The organism is Bradyrhizobium sp. CCBAU 11430 (genome assembly GCF_028128855.1).
GTDB lineage: Bacteria > Pseudomonadota > Alphaproteobacteria > Rhizobiales > Xanthobacteraceae > Bradyrhizobium > Bradyrhizobium ottawaense.
The window spans coordinates 222,718-235,923 of sequence record NZ_LBJV01000069.1 but is presented as its reverse complement, the minus strand read 5'-3'; the positions used below and the strand labels follow the sequence as shown (position 1 = coordinate 235,923).

Annotated in this window: 13 protein-coding genes, 1 tRNA gene and 1 pseudogene; 8 read left to right on the top strand and 7 right to left on the bottom strand. The window is 63.7% G+C overall.

What is annotated here, in order from left to right:
- Positions 1-4: 4 nt before the first annotated feature.
- The 6 genes from XI04_RS29525 to aroA form a co-directional block, all read right to left on the bottom strand.
- Complete coding sequence (locus tag XI04_RS29525) at positions 5-397, bottom strand: lipopolysaccharide assembly protein LapA domain-containing protein (protein WP_038950992.1); 393 nt, start codon at positions 395-397, stop codon at positions 5-7.
- 74 nt (positions 398-471) lie between these two features.
- Positions 472-777 (bottom strand): integration host factor subunit beta, encoded by a 306-nt coding sequence (locus XI04_RS29520; RefSeq protein WP_007598410.1) that lies wholly within the window; start codon positions 775-777, stop codon positions 472-474.
- Between the two features lie 171 nt (positions 778-948).
- The gene (sppA, locus tag XI04_RS29515; RefSeq protein ID WP_097668269.1) at positions 949-1,929 is read right to left on the bottom strand and encodes a signal peptide peptidase SppA; all 981 of its coding nucleotides are present in this window, start codon (positions 1,927-1,929) and stop codon (positions 949-951) included.
- Between the two features lie 362 nt (positions 1,930-2,291).
- Positions 2,292-3,998 carry a 30S ribosomal protein S1 gene (rpsA, locus tag XI04_RS29510; RefSeq protein ID WP_028139473.1) on the bottom strand — a complete coding sequence of 569 codons (1,707 nt, stop codon included), beginning with the start codon at positions 3,996-3,998 and terminating at the stop codon, positions 2,292-2,294.
- A gap of 267 nt (positions 3,999-4,265) precedes the next feature.
- Positions 4,266-4,904, bottom strand: coding sequence for a (d)CMP kinase (cmk, locus tag XI04_RS29505; protein WP_028139472.1), 639 nt, complete (start codon positions 4,902-4,904; stop codon positions 4,266-4,268).
- Positions 4,901-6,238 (bottom strand): 3-phosphoshikimate 1-carboxyvinyltransferase, encoded by a 1,338-nt coding sequence (gene aroA, locus XI04_RS29500; RefSeq protein ID WP_271610551.1) that lies wholly within the window; start codon positions 6,236-6,238, stop codon positions 4,901-4,903. Before aroA ends, cmk begins: the two co-directional genes overlap by 4 nt.
- Positions 6,239-6,398: 160 nt before the next feature.
- Between aroA and XI04_RS29495 the strand changes: the two genes are divergently transcribed.
- The 3 genes and pseudogenes from XI04_RS29495 to XI04_RS29485 all read left to right on the top strand — a co-directional run bounded on the left by XI04_RS29495 (position 6,399) and on the right by XI04_RS29485 (position 7,415).
- A complete protein-coding gene (locus XI04_RS29495) occupies positions 6,399-6,806 on the top strand; it encodes a TIGR02300 family protein (RefSeq protein WP_018323433.1) in 408 nt (135 codons plus the stop codon).
- Between the two features lie 91 nt (positions 6,807-6,897).
- Positions 6,898-6,973: transfer RNA gene (locus XI04_RS29490), tRNA-Ala, on the top strand.
- Positions 6,974-7,180: 207 nt separating this feature from the next.
- Positions 7,181-7,415 (top strand): annotated as a pseudogene (locus XI04_RS29485) (GIY-YIG nuclease family protein).
- Between the two features lie 17 nt (positions 7,416-7,432).
- Here XI04_RS29485 and XI04_RS29480 read toward each other — a convergent pair.
- Positions 7,433-7,891 (bottom strand): MarR family winged helix-turn-helix transcriptional regulator, encoded by a 459-nt coding sequence (locus tag XI04_RS29480; protein WP_028139469.1) that lies wholly within the window; start codon positions 7,889-7,891, stop codon positions 7,433-7,435.
- Between the two features lie 155 nt (positions 7,892-8,046).
- On the opposite strand from XI04_RS29480, the gene XI04_RS29475 reads away from it, so the two are divergent.
- The 5 genes from XI04_RS29475 to ugpE all read left to right on the top strand — a co-directional run bounded on the left by XI04_RS29475 (position 8,047) and on the right by ugpE (position 13,195).
- Positions 8,047-8,472, top strand: a complete 426-nt coding sequence (locus tag XI04_RS29475; RefSeq protein ID WP_018323436.1) for an organic hydroperoxide resistance protein — start codon at positions 8,047-8,049, stop codon at positions 8,470-8,472.
- A 188-nt stretch (positions 8,473-8,660) separates the two neighbouring features.
- Complete coding sequence (locus XI04_RS29470) at positions 8,661-9,881, top strand: CaiB/BaiF CoA transferase family protein (protein ID WP_038972336.1); 1,221 nt, start codon at positions 8,661-8,663, stop codon at positions 9,879-9,881.
- 217 nt (positions 9,882-10,098) lie between these two features.
- Positions 10,099-11,415 carry a sn-glycerol-3-phosphate ABC transporter substrate-binding protein UgpB gene (gene ugpB, locus XI04_RS29465; protein ID WP_028139467.1) on the top strand — a complete coding sequence of 439 codons (1,317 nt, stop codon included), beginning with the start codon at positions 10,099-10,101 and terminating at the stop codon, positions 11,413-11,415.
- A 50-nt stretch (positions 11,416-11,465) separates the two neighbouring features.
- Complete coding sequence (gene ugpA, locus XI04_RS29460; protein ID WP_028139466.1) at positions 11,466-12,347, top strand: sn-glycerol-3-phosphate ABC transporter permease UgpA; 882 nt, start codon at positions 11,466-11,468, stop codon at positions 12,345-12,347.
- Complete coding sequence (ugpE, locus tag XI04_RS29455; protein WP_028139465.1) at positions 12,347-13,195, top strand: sn-glycerol-3-phosphate ABC transporter permease UgpE; 849 nt, start codon at positions 12,347-12,349, stop codon at positions 13,193-13,195. Before ugpA ends, ugpE begins: the two co-directional genes overlap by 1 nt.
- Positions 13,196-13,206 lie beyond the last annotated feature (11 nt).

The following is a 13,206-nucleotide window of genomic DNA, read 5'->3' as shown; positions in this document are numbered from 1 at the left end:
GCTTCTACAACGTCGCGCGCTGCTTGTCTCGCCCGATGGGCCCGTAAAGCCCGACCCCGGAGGGTACGGGAAGGCGCTGCGAGCCGGGCTTTGCCGCGGCCGCCTGGGCCCGCAAATCGGCCAGTTCGGCCCTGGCGACCCGTGAATCCGTCTCGTGCCGGCGCGCCGCGCGGCGCCAGCGCCGCTGACCGAGCCAGACGGCGGAGCCGCCGGCGAAGACGCCGAGGGCGGCGACCAGGATCAGGAGCAGGAACAGCGGCAGCGTGACCGACAATGACGGGTCGTTCGCAATGAACGGATCGAACGAGACCGTGACGAAGTGCCGGTTGGCAACGGCGAATGCCACCAGGATCAGGCCCAGCGGGATCACGATCAGCGCGGTCAGGAACTTTCGCATCGCGATCGCTCGTCTTGAATCAAGCTTGCGGCCGCATCATGCGGCCGTTCGGTTAAACCCCGACGACGACAGCCTCAGTCGGGCGCGCCGGGATCCGGATGGTCGCGGTTCAGCCGCTCGCGCATTTCCTTGCCGGTCTTGAAGAACGGAACGCTCTTCTGATCGACGGGCACATGGGCGCCGGTGCGTGGATTGCGCCCGGCGCGTGCAGGGCGATGCTTGACCGAGAAGGCACCGAAGCCGCGCAACTCGACGCGGTCACCGCGCGCGAGGGCCGCTACGATCTCTTCGAGAATCGCATTCACAATGTTCTCGACATCCCGCTGGTACAGATGCGGGTTGTGCTCGGCGATACGCTGAACAAGTTCGGATTTGATCATCGAGAGATAGGACCCGGAAGCGTGCGGATGACCATTTCCGTGAAAATACCTTGATCTGTCAAGACGCTAAATCAAGGTTGAGCGTCGCGAAATTACGTGACAAATGCCGAAAAAGCGGGCTGACCCGACGCCCGCCAAACGGGAAAACCCTCAGCCGCTCGCCCAACCCCCTCAATTTGAGGCGGCCGGTTGCCACAGGGCCAGCATTCCATCCATTCCGAACCGATCGACCGCCTGCGCGACGCCGGTTTGCCCGATTTGATGCGCAATCGAGCCCAAACCGAGCGCTTCCAGCGTAACGGCGGCGGCCGTCTTGAGGAATGGCAGATCGCCGAAGCGCGGCTGGAGCTTGTAGTCGCGCACGGAGAGCCCCTTCTTGACGCCCTTCTGCTCGACCAGCCAGGTCACCGCCGTCTTCTCGTCGCCGATCTGATCGATCAGCTTGAGATCGATCGCCTGGCGCCCGGTGAAGACGCGGCCATCAGCCACTTTCTCGAGCTGCGTGTCATCCATGCCACGCCGCTCCTTCACCAATCCCCTGAACCAGGCATAGGAATCCTTCACCAGCGCATCGAGCGCGGCCCGTGCTTCCGGGCTGGTCGGCTCAAAACCGTTGGGCGCGGCCTTCAGCGGTGACGACTTCACCTCCTCGACCTTGACGCCGATGGTCTTCAGGAGCTCGCTGACGTTGGGATATTGGAACAGCACGCCGATCGACCCGACCAGCGAACTCTGCTGGGCGATGATGTGATCGCTGGCAATCGCCGTGATGTAGCCCCCGGAGGCAGCCAGGCCCTCGACCACCACGACGAGCGGCTTCTTCGCCTTCAGCCGGACGAGTGAATCGTAGAGCTGCTCGGAGCCGGCGGTGGTGCCTCCCGGCGAGTTGATGTGAATGATGACGGCGGCGGCCTGCGAATTCTCCAGCCGCTCCAGCGCCTGCGTACGATCGGAATCGCTGCGGATCAGGCCCTCGATCTGGACCCGCGCGATCGAGCCGGCGGATGCGAACGTGCCCCGCGTACCCGGTGTCACGACCAGCGCAAAGCCCGCAATCGCCGCAATCGCGATCAGCGCAGCCGCCACGCGCCAGAACGTCAGCTTGCGGCGGATCCTGCGGCGATCGACGATGATGTCCGAATCGAGCGACATCTAGATATCTCCAAATGAAAGGCCGGACGCGTTGTGCCCTCACAGCGTGACCAACGGCTTATCTGGATACATCAATTGCGGCGCAATTAGAAGAAAACAAGGCTGTGACAGCGTAGGCCGAGATGCTGCCACACACTCACATGTCGTCCCGGCGAAGGCCGGGACCCATACCCACAGGGAGGAGTGTGACGCGAGACGCCCACTCCGAGTCTTCGTCAGACCACTCCCTGTGGGTATGGGTCCCGGATCTACGCGCGCTTTGAGCGCGCTTGTCCGGGACGACAGCGGAGTTTGTGGAGGCGGCAACAAAAAAGCCCCGGCTCGCGCCGGGGCTTCGATGTCTGTCGAACCGAAAGGTTCGCTTACTTGCTGTCGCGGTTCTTGAGCGCGGTGCCGAGGATGTCGCCGAGCGTTGCTCCCGAATCGGAGGAGCCGTACTGCGCGATGGCTTCCTTTTCTTCGGCGACTTCGAGCGCCTTGATCGACACCTGGACCTTGCGGGCCTTCTTGTCGAACTGGATCACGCGGGCATCGACCTTCTCACCGACGGCAAAGCGTTCGGCGCGCTGGTCGTTGCGGTCACGGGCGAGCTCGGAGCGCTTGATGAAGGTCGAGAAGTCGGTACCGGTGATCTTCACCTCGATGCCGCTTTCCTTCACTTCGAGCACTTCGCAGGTCACGACCGCGCCCTTCTTGACATCGCCCGGCTCGGCGAAGGGGTCGCCTTCGAGCTGCTTGATGCCGAGCGAGATGCGCTCCTTCTCGACGTCCACATCGAGCACCACGGCCTTCACCATGTCGCCCTTCTTGTAGTTGTCGATCACCTGCTCGCCCGGAAGCTTCCAGTCGAGGTCGGAGAGATGGACCATGCCGTCGACGTCGCCCTCGAGACCCAGGAACAGACCGAACTCGGTCTTGTTCTTGACCTCGCCCTCGACCGTCGAACCGGTCGGGTGACCTTCCACGAAGACCTCCCAGGGGTTGCGCATGGTCTGCTTGAGGCCGAGCGAGATGCGGCGCTTGACGGAATCGACTTCCAGCACCTGCACTTCGACTTCCTGCGAGGTCGAAACGATCTTGCCGGGGTGCATGTTCTTCTTGGTCCACGACATCTCGGAGACGTGGATCAGGCCTTCGATGCCCGGCTCGAGCTCGACGAACGCACCGTAGTCGGTGATGTTGGTGACGCGGCCGGTGAAGCGGGCACCCAGCGGGTACTTGGCTTCGATGCCCTGCCACGGATCGTCCAGCAGCTGCTTCATGCCCAGCGAGATGCGGTGCGTCTCGTGGTTGATCTTGATGATCTTGACCTTCACGGTCTGGCCGATCGAGAGCACCTCGGTCGGGTGGTTGACGCGGCGCCACGCGATGTCGGTGACGTGCAGCAGGCCGTCGATGCCGCCGAGATCAACGAACGCACCGTAATCGGTGATGTTCTTGACCACGCCGTCGATGACCTGACCCTCTTCGAGGTTCTGCACCAGCTCCTGACGCTGCTCGGCGCGGGTCTCTTCGAGAACCGTGCGGCGGGACACGACGATGTTGCCGCGACGGCGATCCATCTTGAGGATCTGGAACGGCTGCGAATTGTTCATCAGCGGCGCAACGTCGCGGATCGGACGGATGTCGACCTGCGAGCGCGGCAGGAAGGCCACGGCACCGTCGAGGTCGACGGTGAAGCCACCCTTGACCTGATTGAAGATGACGCCGTTGACCTTCTCGTTGTTCTGGAACGCCTTCTCGAGCTTGCCCCAGCTCTCTTCGCGGCGCGCCTTGTCGCGCGACAGCACGGCTTCGCCGAGCGCGTTCTCGATGCGATCGAGGAACACTTCAACCTCGTCGCCGACCTTCAGTTCGCTGTCACGGCCGGGGCCGGAAAATTCGCGCAGGGCGACGCGGCCCTCGGTCTTCAGGCCGACGTCGATGACGGCCATGTCCTTTTCAATTGCAACAACCTTGCCCTTGACGACGGAGCTCTCCTGCAGGTTGCCACCTGCGAAGGACTCGTCGAGCATCGCGGCGAAATCGTCGCGCGACGGGCTATAGGTATCAGCAGAAGTCGAAGCCATTTGTTCTCCAGTTGCGGATGTCGTGCCGGCCGTTGGGTTCATGGGCGCATCGCACGCGCAGTGTCGGAAGGTCCGCAAGACCTTCGAGCGACCGCTCGCTGCTCCGGCCTGAAAGGCGGAACAGCGGAAGCGGGCCGGCTGAGGCCCGCGCGTTCGATACGTGGAAATCTTGTGTCCGGAGCCTGGATCGCGTCGGCCCCAAACAGGGGACCGAGGTATCGACCTCAAAGAGCGGGAGCGGGCACTTCCTCCAATGACGGCGGCGGCTTAACCCCGCGACCGGCCCGCTCGGACGGCCTCGATAATGTCGATGGCGGCCCGGACGCCGCCTTCTATATCCAGTTGGGAGTTATCTAGCAAGTAAGCATCGGCGGCCGGTTTCAGGGGCGCAATAGGCCGGTTCTTGTCGCGTTCGTCGCGCTGGATGATGTCGGCGAGCACGGCGGCCTCGTCGGCCTCCTCGCCCCTCGCCTTGGCCTCCATGGTCCGGCGGCGCGCTCGGACTTTTGGATCGGCGACGACGAAAATCTTCACGTCCGCATGCGGGCAGATCACGGTTCCAATGTCCCGGCCGTCCAGCACCGCTCCGGGCGGATCGGCGGCGAATTGCCGCTGAAAATTGACCAGGGCCTCGCGAACCCTGGGGATCGCCGAGACGATGGAGGCGCCCTCGCCGGCCTTCTGGGTCTTCAGGGCCGGATTGCCGAACTTTTCGGGATCGAGTTCCAGCGCCGCAGCGACCGCAGCCTCCTCGTCCCGGAGATCGTGACCGGACTGCATCAGGGCATAGGCCACCGCACGGTAGATCACGCCGGTATCGAGGTGACGGTAGCCGTAATGGTGCGCGAGACGCTTGCCGAGCGTCCCTTTGCCCGAGGCCGCGGGTCCGTCGATGGCGATGATCATGAAAACTCGGCCCCTAGCGAACGCATCATCGGAATGAAGTCCGGGAAACTGGTGGCGATGAAAGCGGTGTCGTCCACGGTCACCGGCTGGTCCGAGGCGCAGCCCATCACCAATGCGGACATCGCGATGCGGTGGTCCATGTGGGTCGCGACAGTGCCGCCGCCGGGGACGTGACCGCGACCCTCGACGATCAGATCGTCACCGGAGACCTCGACCTTCACGCCGTTGACGCGGAGCATGGCAGCGGTGGCCTCCAGGCGGTCGGACTCCTTGACGCGCAGCTCCTGCAGGCCGCGCATGATCGTCGTGCCCTCGGCGAAGGCGGCCGCCACCGCGAGCACGAGATATTCATCGATCATCGAGGGCGCGCGCTCCGGCGGCACCACGACGCCGCGCAGCTTCGAGGCCCGCACGCGCAGTTTCGCCATCGGCTCGCCGGCGTCGCCGCGGACTTCGCTCTCCTCGATCGATGCGCCCATTTCGCGCAGCGTGGTGAACAGGCCGGTGCGCAGCGGATTGGTCATGACATCCAACAGGATAACATCGGAGCCCTCGACGATCAGCGCCGCGACCACCGGGAAAGCTGCCGAAGAGGGATCGGCCGGCACCACCACGGTGGCGCCGTGCAGCTCGGGCTGGCCTTTGAGCGTGATACGGCGGCCGTGCACGCCCTCCTGTGCCGAGGTGATGTCGGCACCAAAATGCTTCAGCATCAATTCGGTGTGGTCGCGGCTGGCCTCGGTCTCGATGACCGTCGTGGTGCCGGGCGCGGCAAGGCCCGCCAGCAGCACCGCAGATTTGATCTGGGCCGAGGCGACCGGGGTCTTGTAGGTGATCGGCAGCGGATCGCGGGCACCCTGGAGTGTCAGGGGCAGGCGGCCGCCCTCACTGCCGGAGATGACCTTGGCGCCCATCTTTTCCAGGGGATCGAGGATTCGGCGCATGGGGCGGCTGCGCAACGAGGCGTCCCCGTCGAAAACCGCCGAGATCGGGCAGCCGGCGACGGCGCCCATCACCAGCCGGCAGCCGGTGCCGGAGTTCCCGAAATCCAGCGCTTCCTTGGGCCGGGCGAAGCCCGCGACGCCGACGCCCTGCACTTTCCAGGCAAAATCGCCGGTCCGCTCCACGGTGGCGCCCAGCGCCTGCATCGATTTGGCGGTGTTGAGGACGTCTTCGCCCTCCAGCAGACCTGAAATCCTGGTCTCGCCGACCGCGAGCGCGCCCAGGATGAGGGCACGGTGGGAGATCGACTTGTCCCCGGGCACCCGTACTTTCCCGGTCAGCGGCCCGCTGGCGCGAGCCTGGAGCGGCCTCGTTTGGTCGGAATGGGTCACGATTGTGTCCTTGGATGCGCCCTCGAGGGGGCTGGGCGCAGGTACCACATGGTCAGCGCCTCGTCACGGGCATGTCGTTCTCCCGTAATGCGCTATTGACAGCGGGCCGCCAACTAGCCAAGTGAAACACCGCTTTTCAGACATTCCCAGGATTCCTGCCGTGGCCAAGTCCGAACTCGGAACCAAACGTATTTGCCCAACCACGGGCAAGAAGTTCTATGACCTCAACAAGAATCCGGTGATCTCGCCCTATACCGGTGAAGTCGTGCCGATCGCCCCGGTCGCGCCCGCGCGCATGCCCCGCGGCGCCGAAGCCCGGCACGCAGCGACGGCCGACGCCACGCCGGAGCCGGCAGAGGTCGAGGAGGTCTCGCTTGAGGAGGCCGACGCCGAGGAGAACACCGGCAAGGTCAAGGCCGCCGTGCCCGAATCCGAGGACGATATCGAGGTCGATGAGACCCTCGATGACGACGATGACGATGATTCGACCTTCATTGCCGACGAAGAAGAGGGCGATGAGGACGTGACCGACATCATTGGTGATGTCGGAGGTGATGAAGAGACTTGAGATCAGCCCTGATCTGTGAAAAAGGGTGCACCGCGCGAGTCACCAGGGCTCGCCGGTACGGGTGATCCACCAGGATCCCCACAAGGACTAAGGGGCCATAGCTCAGCTGGGAGAGCGCTTGCATGGCATGCAAGAGGTCGGCGGTTCGATCCCGCCTGGCTCCACCAGCCTTCGCTCGCTTCGCGAGCTTCGGCTGGGCAAGCCTACGGAAGTCCCTCGTAGCGAAGTGAGCGAAGGCTGTCCCGCCATAGCCCGAAGGGCGACGGCGGACTTGGGCCGGCAATCACTCTGTTTGCTCCCTTGCGACTGCGGGCTGAGGTAACACCCTAAACGTGTCTCGAAGCTGCTATCCTACCCTCCGGGGAGGGAGCGCGATGAAATACATCTATATCCTCGAGAGTCTCGATTCCGAGCACTTCTACGTTGGAATTACCGACGACCTGAGGGCTCGTTTGGCAAAGCACAACGCCGGCGAGGTACCGCACACTTCGAAATATGGGCCATGGCGGATACGGACCTATTTCGCGTTTGACGATGCCTCGCGCTGTCGCGTTCGAGCGTTACCTGAAATCGGGATCGGGACGCGCTTTTGCCAAGAAGCATTTCTGATCGCGCGCGCTACCCCCCTACTCCCCGATCACCGCGTTCAGCCGATCCCGCAGCGCGACGATCTCGTCCTTCATCGACACCAGTTCCGACACTGAGCAGTCCGAGGCCGCCAGGATCGACTGCGGCACGCTGCGGGCCTTTTCCTTCAGTGCATGCCCCTGCGCCGTCAACGCGATCAGGACCTGACGCTCGTCCTCGCTCGAGCGGGTGCGCCGCACGAGATGGGCGGCCTCGAGCCGCTTGAGCAGCGGCGTCAGCGTGCCCGAATCCAGGAACAGCCGCTCGCCGATGTCCTTGACCGGCACGTCGTCGCGCTCCCACAGCACCAGCATCACCAGATATTGCGGATAGGTCAGGCCGAGCCGGTCCAGCAGCGGCTTGTAGACGCGGTTGAAGGCATGCGCGGCCGAGTAGACCGCGAAGCAGATCTGATTGTCGAGGCGTTGCGGATCGAGGGTCGATAGCTTCCGGGGCATGGAGAATCTCACGGGATTTCCTCCCATTCTGGGGCCGGCGGGCGGCACATTCAATTGCGAACAATTAAATGTGAGCCGCGCTAATTTCAATTGCGCACAATCTAATTGTTTGCGATACAGAGCACACCCCAACCGGAAGACCCGAGGAGACGACAATGTCCGTGAACGTCCTCTACAAGACCAGCGCCAAGGCCACCGGCGGCCGTGATGGCCATGCTGCAACCCTCGACGGCGCGCTCGACGTCAAGCTCACCACGCCGAAGGAGCTCGGGGGCGGCGGCGGCGCCGGCAACAATCCCGAGCAGCTGTTCGCGGCCGGCTATGCGGCCTGCTTCATCGGCGCGATGAAGTTCGTCTCGTCGCAGGGTGGGCCGAAGGTTCCGGCCGATGCCTCCGTGACCTCGACCGTCGGCATCGGCCCGCGCTCCGAGGGCGGCTTCGGTCTCGACATCGATCTCGCCGTCTCGCTGCCGGGCCTCGCCCGCGCGGAAGCCGAGGCGCTGGTCGAGAAGGCGCACCAGGTGTGCCCGTACTCCAATGCCACGCGCGGCAATGTCGACGTTCGCCTGACGGTCGTCTGATCGAAAGTGCGGATTGGCTGGCCCGGGATCCCCCTCGGGCCGGCCGCTTCCGCTGATCTGCCAATCCTGATTTGCCATGCCGCGGCATGCGGCCGGCAGTGCATACGCCCCTACGCAACAGGCCATTGCTGGCTTGTGCGAACCTCGCTAGGCCTGTGGCCAAATATCGACACAGGGGAAGCGAAGGCATGAGTTCTGAAGCCGCCAGTTCTGAAGCCGCATTGGGCGCAATGAGCGGATTGCGCGTCATCGATCTCACGCGCGTGCTCGGCGGTCCCTACTGCACCCAGATCCTCGCCGACCACGGCGCCGACGTGATCAAGGTCGAGCCGCCCGCGGGCGACGAGGTGCGCGAATGGGGCCCTCCCTTCCACGAGGAGGACGCGGCCTATTTCGTCGGAATCAACCGCAACAAGCGCTCGATCGGCCTCGACCTCGCCTCCGAGGGCGGCCGCATCGTGCTGCTCAAGATGCTGGAGACCGCCGACGTCCTGATCGAGAATTTCAAGCCGGGCACGCTGGAGAAATGGGGCATCGGCAACGACGTGCTCAGCAAGAAATTCCCGCGCCTCGTGCATTGCCGGATCTGCGGCTTCGGCGCCGACGGCCCGCGCGGCGGCAATCCCGGCTATGACGCCATCATCCAGGCCATGACCGGCATGATCGCCGCGACCGGCTCGCCCGAGAGCGGACCGATGCGGATAGGCGTGCCCTTGGTCGACATCACCACCGGACTTTATGCGGCGATCGGCATCCTGATGGCGCTGTCGGAGCGGCAGCGTTCCGGCAAGGGCCAATTCCTGGAGACGACGCTGTACGAGACCGGCCTTGCCATCATGCATCCGCACACCGCGAATTATTTCATGCATGGCAAGCCGCCGAGCCTCACCGGCAACGAGCATCCCAACCTCGTGCCTTACGCGATCTTCCCGACCAAGACCGACGACATCTTCATCGGTGTCGGCAATGACGGCACCTTCCGCAAGCTCGCCAAGGAGATCGGCAAGCCCGAGCTCGGCACCGATCCGCGCTTTGCCCGCAACAAGGACCGCATCGCCAATCGCGAGGCGCTGCGCGCCGAGCTTGCTGCCGTGTTCAGCCAGCACGAGGCCGAGCCGCTGTGCAATCGCCTGCTCGCCGCGGGCCTGCCCGCCGGGCCCGTGCAGAAGATCGACCAGGCGTTGACCAACCCGCACACGATCGCGCGCGGCGATATTATCGAGAAGGACTGGTACAAGGGCGTCGCCTCGCCGATCCGGCTCGACCGCAGCAAGCCGAGCCTGCGCCGGCTGCCGCCGAAATTCAGCCAGCACTCCCAGGAGGTGCTGGGCGAGTTTGGCTACTCCAAGGCCGAGATCGACGCGATGGTCGAGAAGGGCACCGTCTGCGGCCCCGAGCGCAAGCGGTAGAGGCCACCACCTCCGTCCGACGAATGATGCCGCAGTGCGGCGCGGGCACGATAGTGCACCGCGAACCAATGCGGCTGCCGCTCCGTCTTCGCCTATTTGCCGTCTTCCCTTTTCCAGCGCTTGCCGCTTTCGTTTCGGCCGCCTACACAGTCATGTGAACGTCATATGGCGCTGCTAGCGCAAGCGCTTCTTTTGACGGCCAAGGGAGGTTTACTTGATGGCTCTTCGACACTTTGGGGTGGCTGCCGCATTTGCACTCACGGTTGGCATGACGGCGTCGCCGGCGCTGGCCGTGACGGAAATCCAGTGGTGGCACGCGATGACCGGCGCCAACAACGACGTCATCGTCAAGCTCGCCAACGACTTCAACACGTCGCAGAGCGACTTCAAGGTCGTTCCGACCTACAAGGGCAATTACGCCGACACCATGAACGCGGGCATCGCGGCGTTTCGTGCCGGCAACGCGCCGCACATCATGCAGGTGTTCGAGGTCGGCACCGCCACCATGATGGCTGCGACCGGCGCGGTGAAGCCCGTCTACAAGCTGATGGCCGAGGCCGGCGAGAAGTTCGATCCCAAGATCTACCTGCCCGCCATCACCGGCTACTACTCGACCTCGAAGGGCGAGATGCTGTCGTTCCCCTTCAACTCGTCGTCCACCGTGATGTGGGTCAATCTCGACGAGCTGAAGAAGGCCAATGTCGCGATCCCGAAGACCTGGCCCGAGACGTTCGAGGCCGCCAAGAAGCTGAAGGCTGCCGGTCATGACACCTGCGGCTTCTCCGGCTCCTGGGTCACCTGGGTCAATCTCGAGCAGCTCTCCGCCTGGCACAACGTCCCGCTCGCCAGCAAGGCCAACGGCCTCGACGGCTTCGACACCAAGCTCGAGTTCAACGGGCCGCTCCAGGTCAAGCATCTCGAAAACCTGGTCGAGCTCCAGAAGACCAAGGTCTACGACTATGCCGGCCGTACCAACACCGGCGAAGGCCGCTTCACCTCGGGCGAATGCCCGATCTACCTGACCTCGTCGGCCTTCTTCGGCAACGTCAAGGCCCAGGCCAAGTTCAACTTCACCGCGGTGCCGATGCCGTATTATCCGGAGGCAAAGGGCGCGCCGCAGAACTCGATCATCGGCGGCGCTTCGCTCTGGGTCATGGGCGGCAAGCCGGCCGACGAATACAAGGGCGTCGCAAAATTCCTGACCTTCCTCTCCGACACCGATCGCCAGGTCTACATCCACAAGGCCTCGGGCTATCTGCCGATCACCAAGGCGGCCTATGAGAAAGCCAAGGCCGAGGGCTTCTACAAGGACCAGCCCTATCTCGAGACCCCGCTGCTGGAGCTGACCAACAAGGAGCCGACCGAGAACTCGCGCGGTCTGCGCCTCGGCAACATGGTTCAGCTGCGTGACGTCTGGTCGGAAGAGATCGAGCAGGCGCTGGCCGGCAAGAAGACCGCCAAGCAGGCGCTGGATGCCGCCGTCGAGCGCGGCAACACGATGCTGCGGCAGTTCGAAAAGACCGCCGTCAAGTGAGGCGATGAGCGGCAGGCCGGTCCCCCGGCCTGCCGCTTTCGGCGGACACCATGCAGAAGCAAGCCATTTTCCAATCCAGGCTATTGCCTTACGCGCTGGTTGCCCCGCAGCTCGCGATCGTCCTGCTATTCTTCTACTGGCCGGCCCTGCAGGCGGTGATCCAGTCCTTCCTGCTCCAGGACGCCTTCGGTCTGTCGACGAGCTTCGTCTGGTTCGAGAACTATCTCGACCTGTTCAGAGAGCCCGCCTATTTCGAGGCGATCCTCCGCACCTTCTTCTTCTCTTTCGCCATCGCGGTCTCGTCGTTGTCCTTTGCGCTGCTGCTCGCCGTCATGGCGGACAAGCCCCTGCGCGGCTCGATGCTGTACCGCACCCTCTTGATCTGGCCCTATGCGGTGGCGCCGCCGGTCGTCGGCGTGCTCTGGATCTTCATGCTGCATCCCTCGCTGGGCATCATCGCGCGCTATTTGCGCGCGATCGGGGTCGACTGGAATCCGCTGCTCGACGGTGACCAGGCGGCAACCCTGATCATCCTCGCCGCCGCCTGGAAGCAGATCTCCTATAATTTCCTGTTCTTCCTCGCCGGCCTGCAGAGCATCCCGCGAAGCGTGCTCGAAGCCGCCGCGATCGACGGTGCCCGTCCGATGCGCCGGTTCTGGACCGTGACCTTCCCGCTGCTGTCGCCGACCATCTTCTTCCTGCTGGTCGTCAACATCGTCTACGCCTTCTTCGACACGTTCGGCATCATCGACACCATGACCCGCGGCGGTCCCGGCAAGTCGACCGAGACGCTGGTCTACAAGGTCTATTCCGACGGCCTGCTCGGCGGCAATCTCGGCAGCTCCGCCGCGCAATCGGTGATCCTGATGGTGATGGTCATCGTGCTGACGGGAATCCAGTTCCGCTTCGTCGAACGCAAGGTGACCTACTGATGGTCGAGGAAGAGGGCTTTCGGCGCTACGTCGCGCACATCATTCTCTGGATCGGAATCGCGATCGTCGCCTTCCCGGTCTACATCGCGTTCGTCGCCTCGACCCAGGACAATGCGCTGATCGCGAACGGGCAGATGTCGCTGCTGCCGGGCGGTCATTTCTTCGAGACCTATTATCAAACCATCTTCGTCGGCACGAGCGGCTCGACCCGCGAGCCTGTCGGCAACATGATGCTGAACTCGCTGGTGATGGCGCTGCTGATCGCGGTCGGCAAGATTGCGATCTCGATCATCTCGGCCTATGCGATCGTGTATTTCCGCTTTCCGTTCCGGATGCCGATCTTCTGGATCATCTTCATCACCCTGATGCTGCCGGTCGAGGTCCGCATCTATCCGACCTACAAGATCGTCGCCGATCTGCACATGCTCGACAGCTATGCGGGCCTCGCGCTGCCGCTGATCGCCTCGGCCACCGCAACGCTGCTGTTCCGACAGTTCTTCATGACGGTGCCGGACGAATTGCTCGAGGCCTCGCGCATCGACGGCGCGGGTCCCTTGCGCTTCTTCTGGGATACGCTGCTGCCGCTGTCGCGCACCAACATGGCGGCGCTGTTCGTGATCCTGTTCATCCTCGGCTGGAATCAATATCTCTGGCCGCTGCTCATCACCACCCGCGACGACATGCAGACCATCCAGGTCGGCATCCGCAAGATGATCACCACCACCGACGCGCTGACCGAATGGCCGATCGTGATGGCGACCGCCATGCTGGCCATGCTGCCGCCGGTGTTCGTCGTCGTCGTCATGCAGAAACTGTTCGTGCGCGGCCTCGTCGAGACGGAAAAGTAAGAAGTGAGTTT

What these genes read in the sequence shown, in the direction of transcription:
- XI04_RS29525 (WP_038950992.1), bottom strand. Translation starts at nt 397, where the DNA reads ATGCGAAAGTTCCTGACCGCGCTGATCGTGATCCCGCTGGGCCTGATC.
- XI04_RS29520 (WP_007598410.1), bottom strand. Translation starts at nt 777, where the DNA reads ATGATCAAATCCGAACTTGTTCAGCGTATCGCCGAGCACAACCCGCAT.
- sppA (WP_097668269.1), bottom strand. Translation starts at nt 1,929, where the DNA reads ATGTCGCTCGATTCGGACATCATCGTCGATCGCCGCAGGATCCGCCGC.
- rpsA (WP_028139473.1), bottom strand. Translation starts at nt 3,998, where the DNA reads ATGGCTTCGACTTCTGCTGATACCTATAGCCCGTCGCGCGACGATTTC.
- cmk (WP_028139472.1), bottom strand. Translation starts at nt 4,904, where the DNA reads ATGATCATCGCCATCGACGGACCCGCGGCCTCGGGCAAAGGGACGCTC.
- XI04_RS29480 (WP_028139469.1), bottom strand. Translation starts at nt 7,891, where the DNA reads ATGCCCCGGAAGCTATCGACCCTCGATCCGCAACGCCTCGACAATCAG.
- XI04_RS29475 (WP_018323436.1), top strand. Translation starts at nt 8,047, where the DNA reads ATGTCCGTGAACGTCCTCTACAAGACCAGCGCCAAGGCCACCGGCGGC.
- XI04_RS29470 (WP_038972336.1), top strand. Translation starts at nt 8,661, where the DNA reads ATGAGTTCTGAAGCCGCCAGTTCTGAAGCCGCATTGGGCGCAATGAGC.
- ugpB (WP_028139467.1), top strand. Translation starts at nt 10,099, where the DNA reads ATGGCTCTTCGACACTTTGGGGTGGCTGCCGCATTTGCACTCACGGTT.
- ugpA (WP_028139466.1), top strand. Translation starts at nt 11,466, where the DNA reads ATGCAGAAGCAAGCCATTTTCCAATCCAGGCTATTGCCTTACGCGCTG.
- ugpE (WP_028139465.1), top strand. Translation starts at nt 12,347, where the DNA reads ATGGTCGAGGAAGAGGGCTTTCGGCGCTACGTCGCGCACATCATTCTC.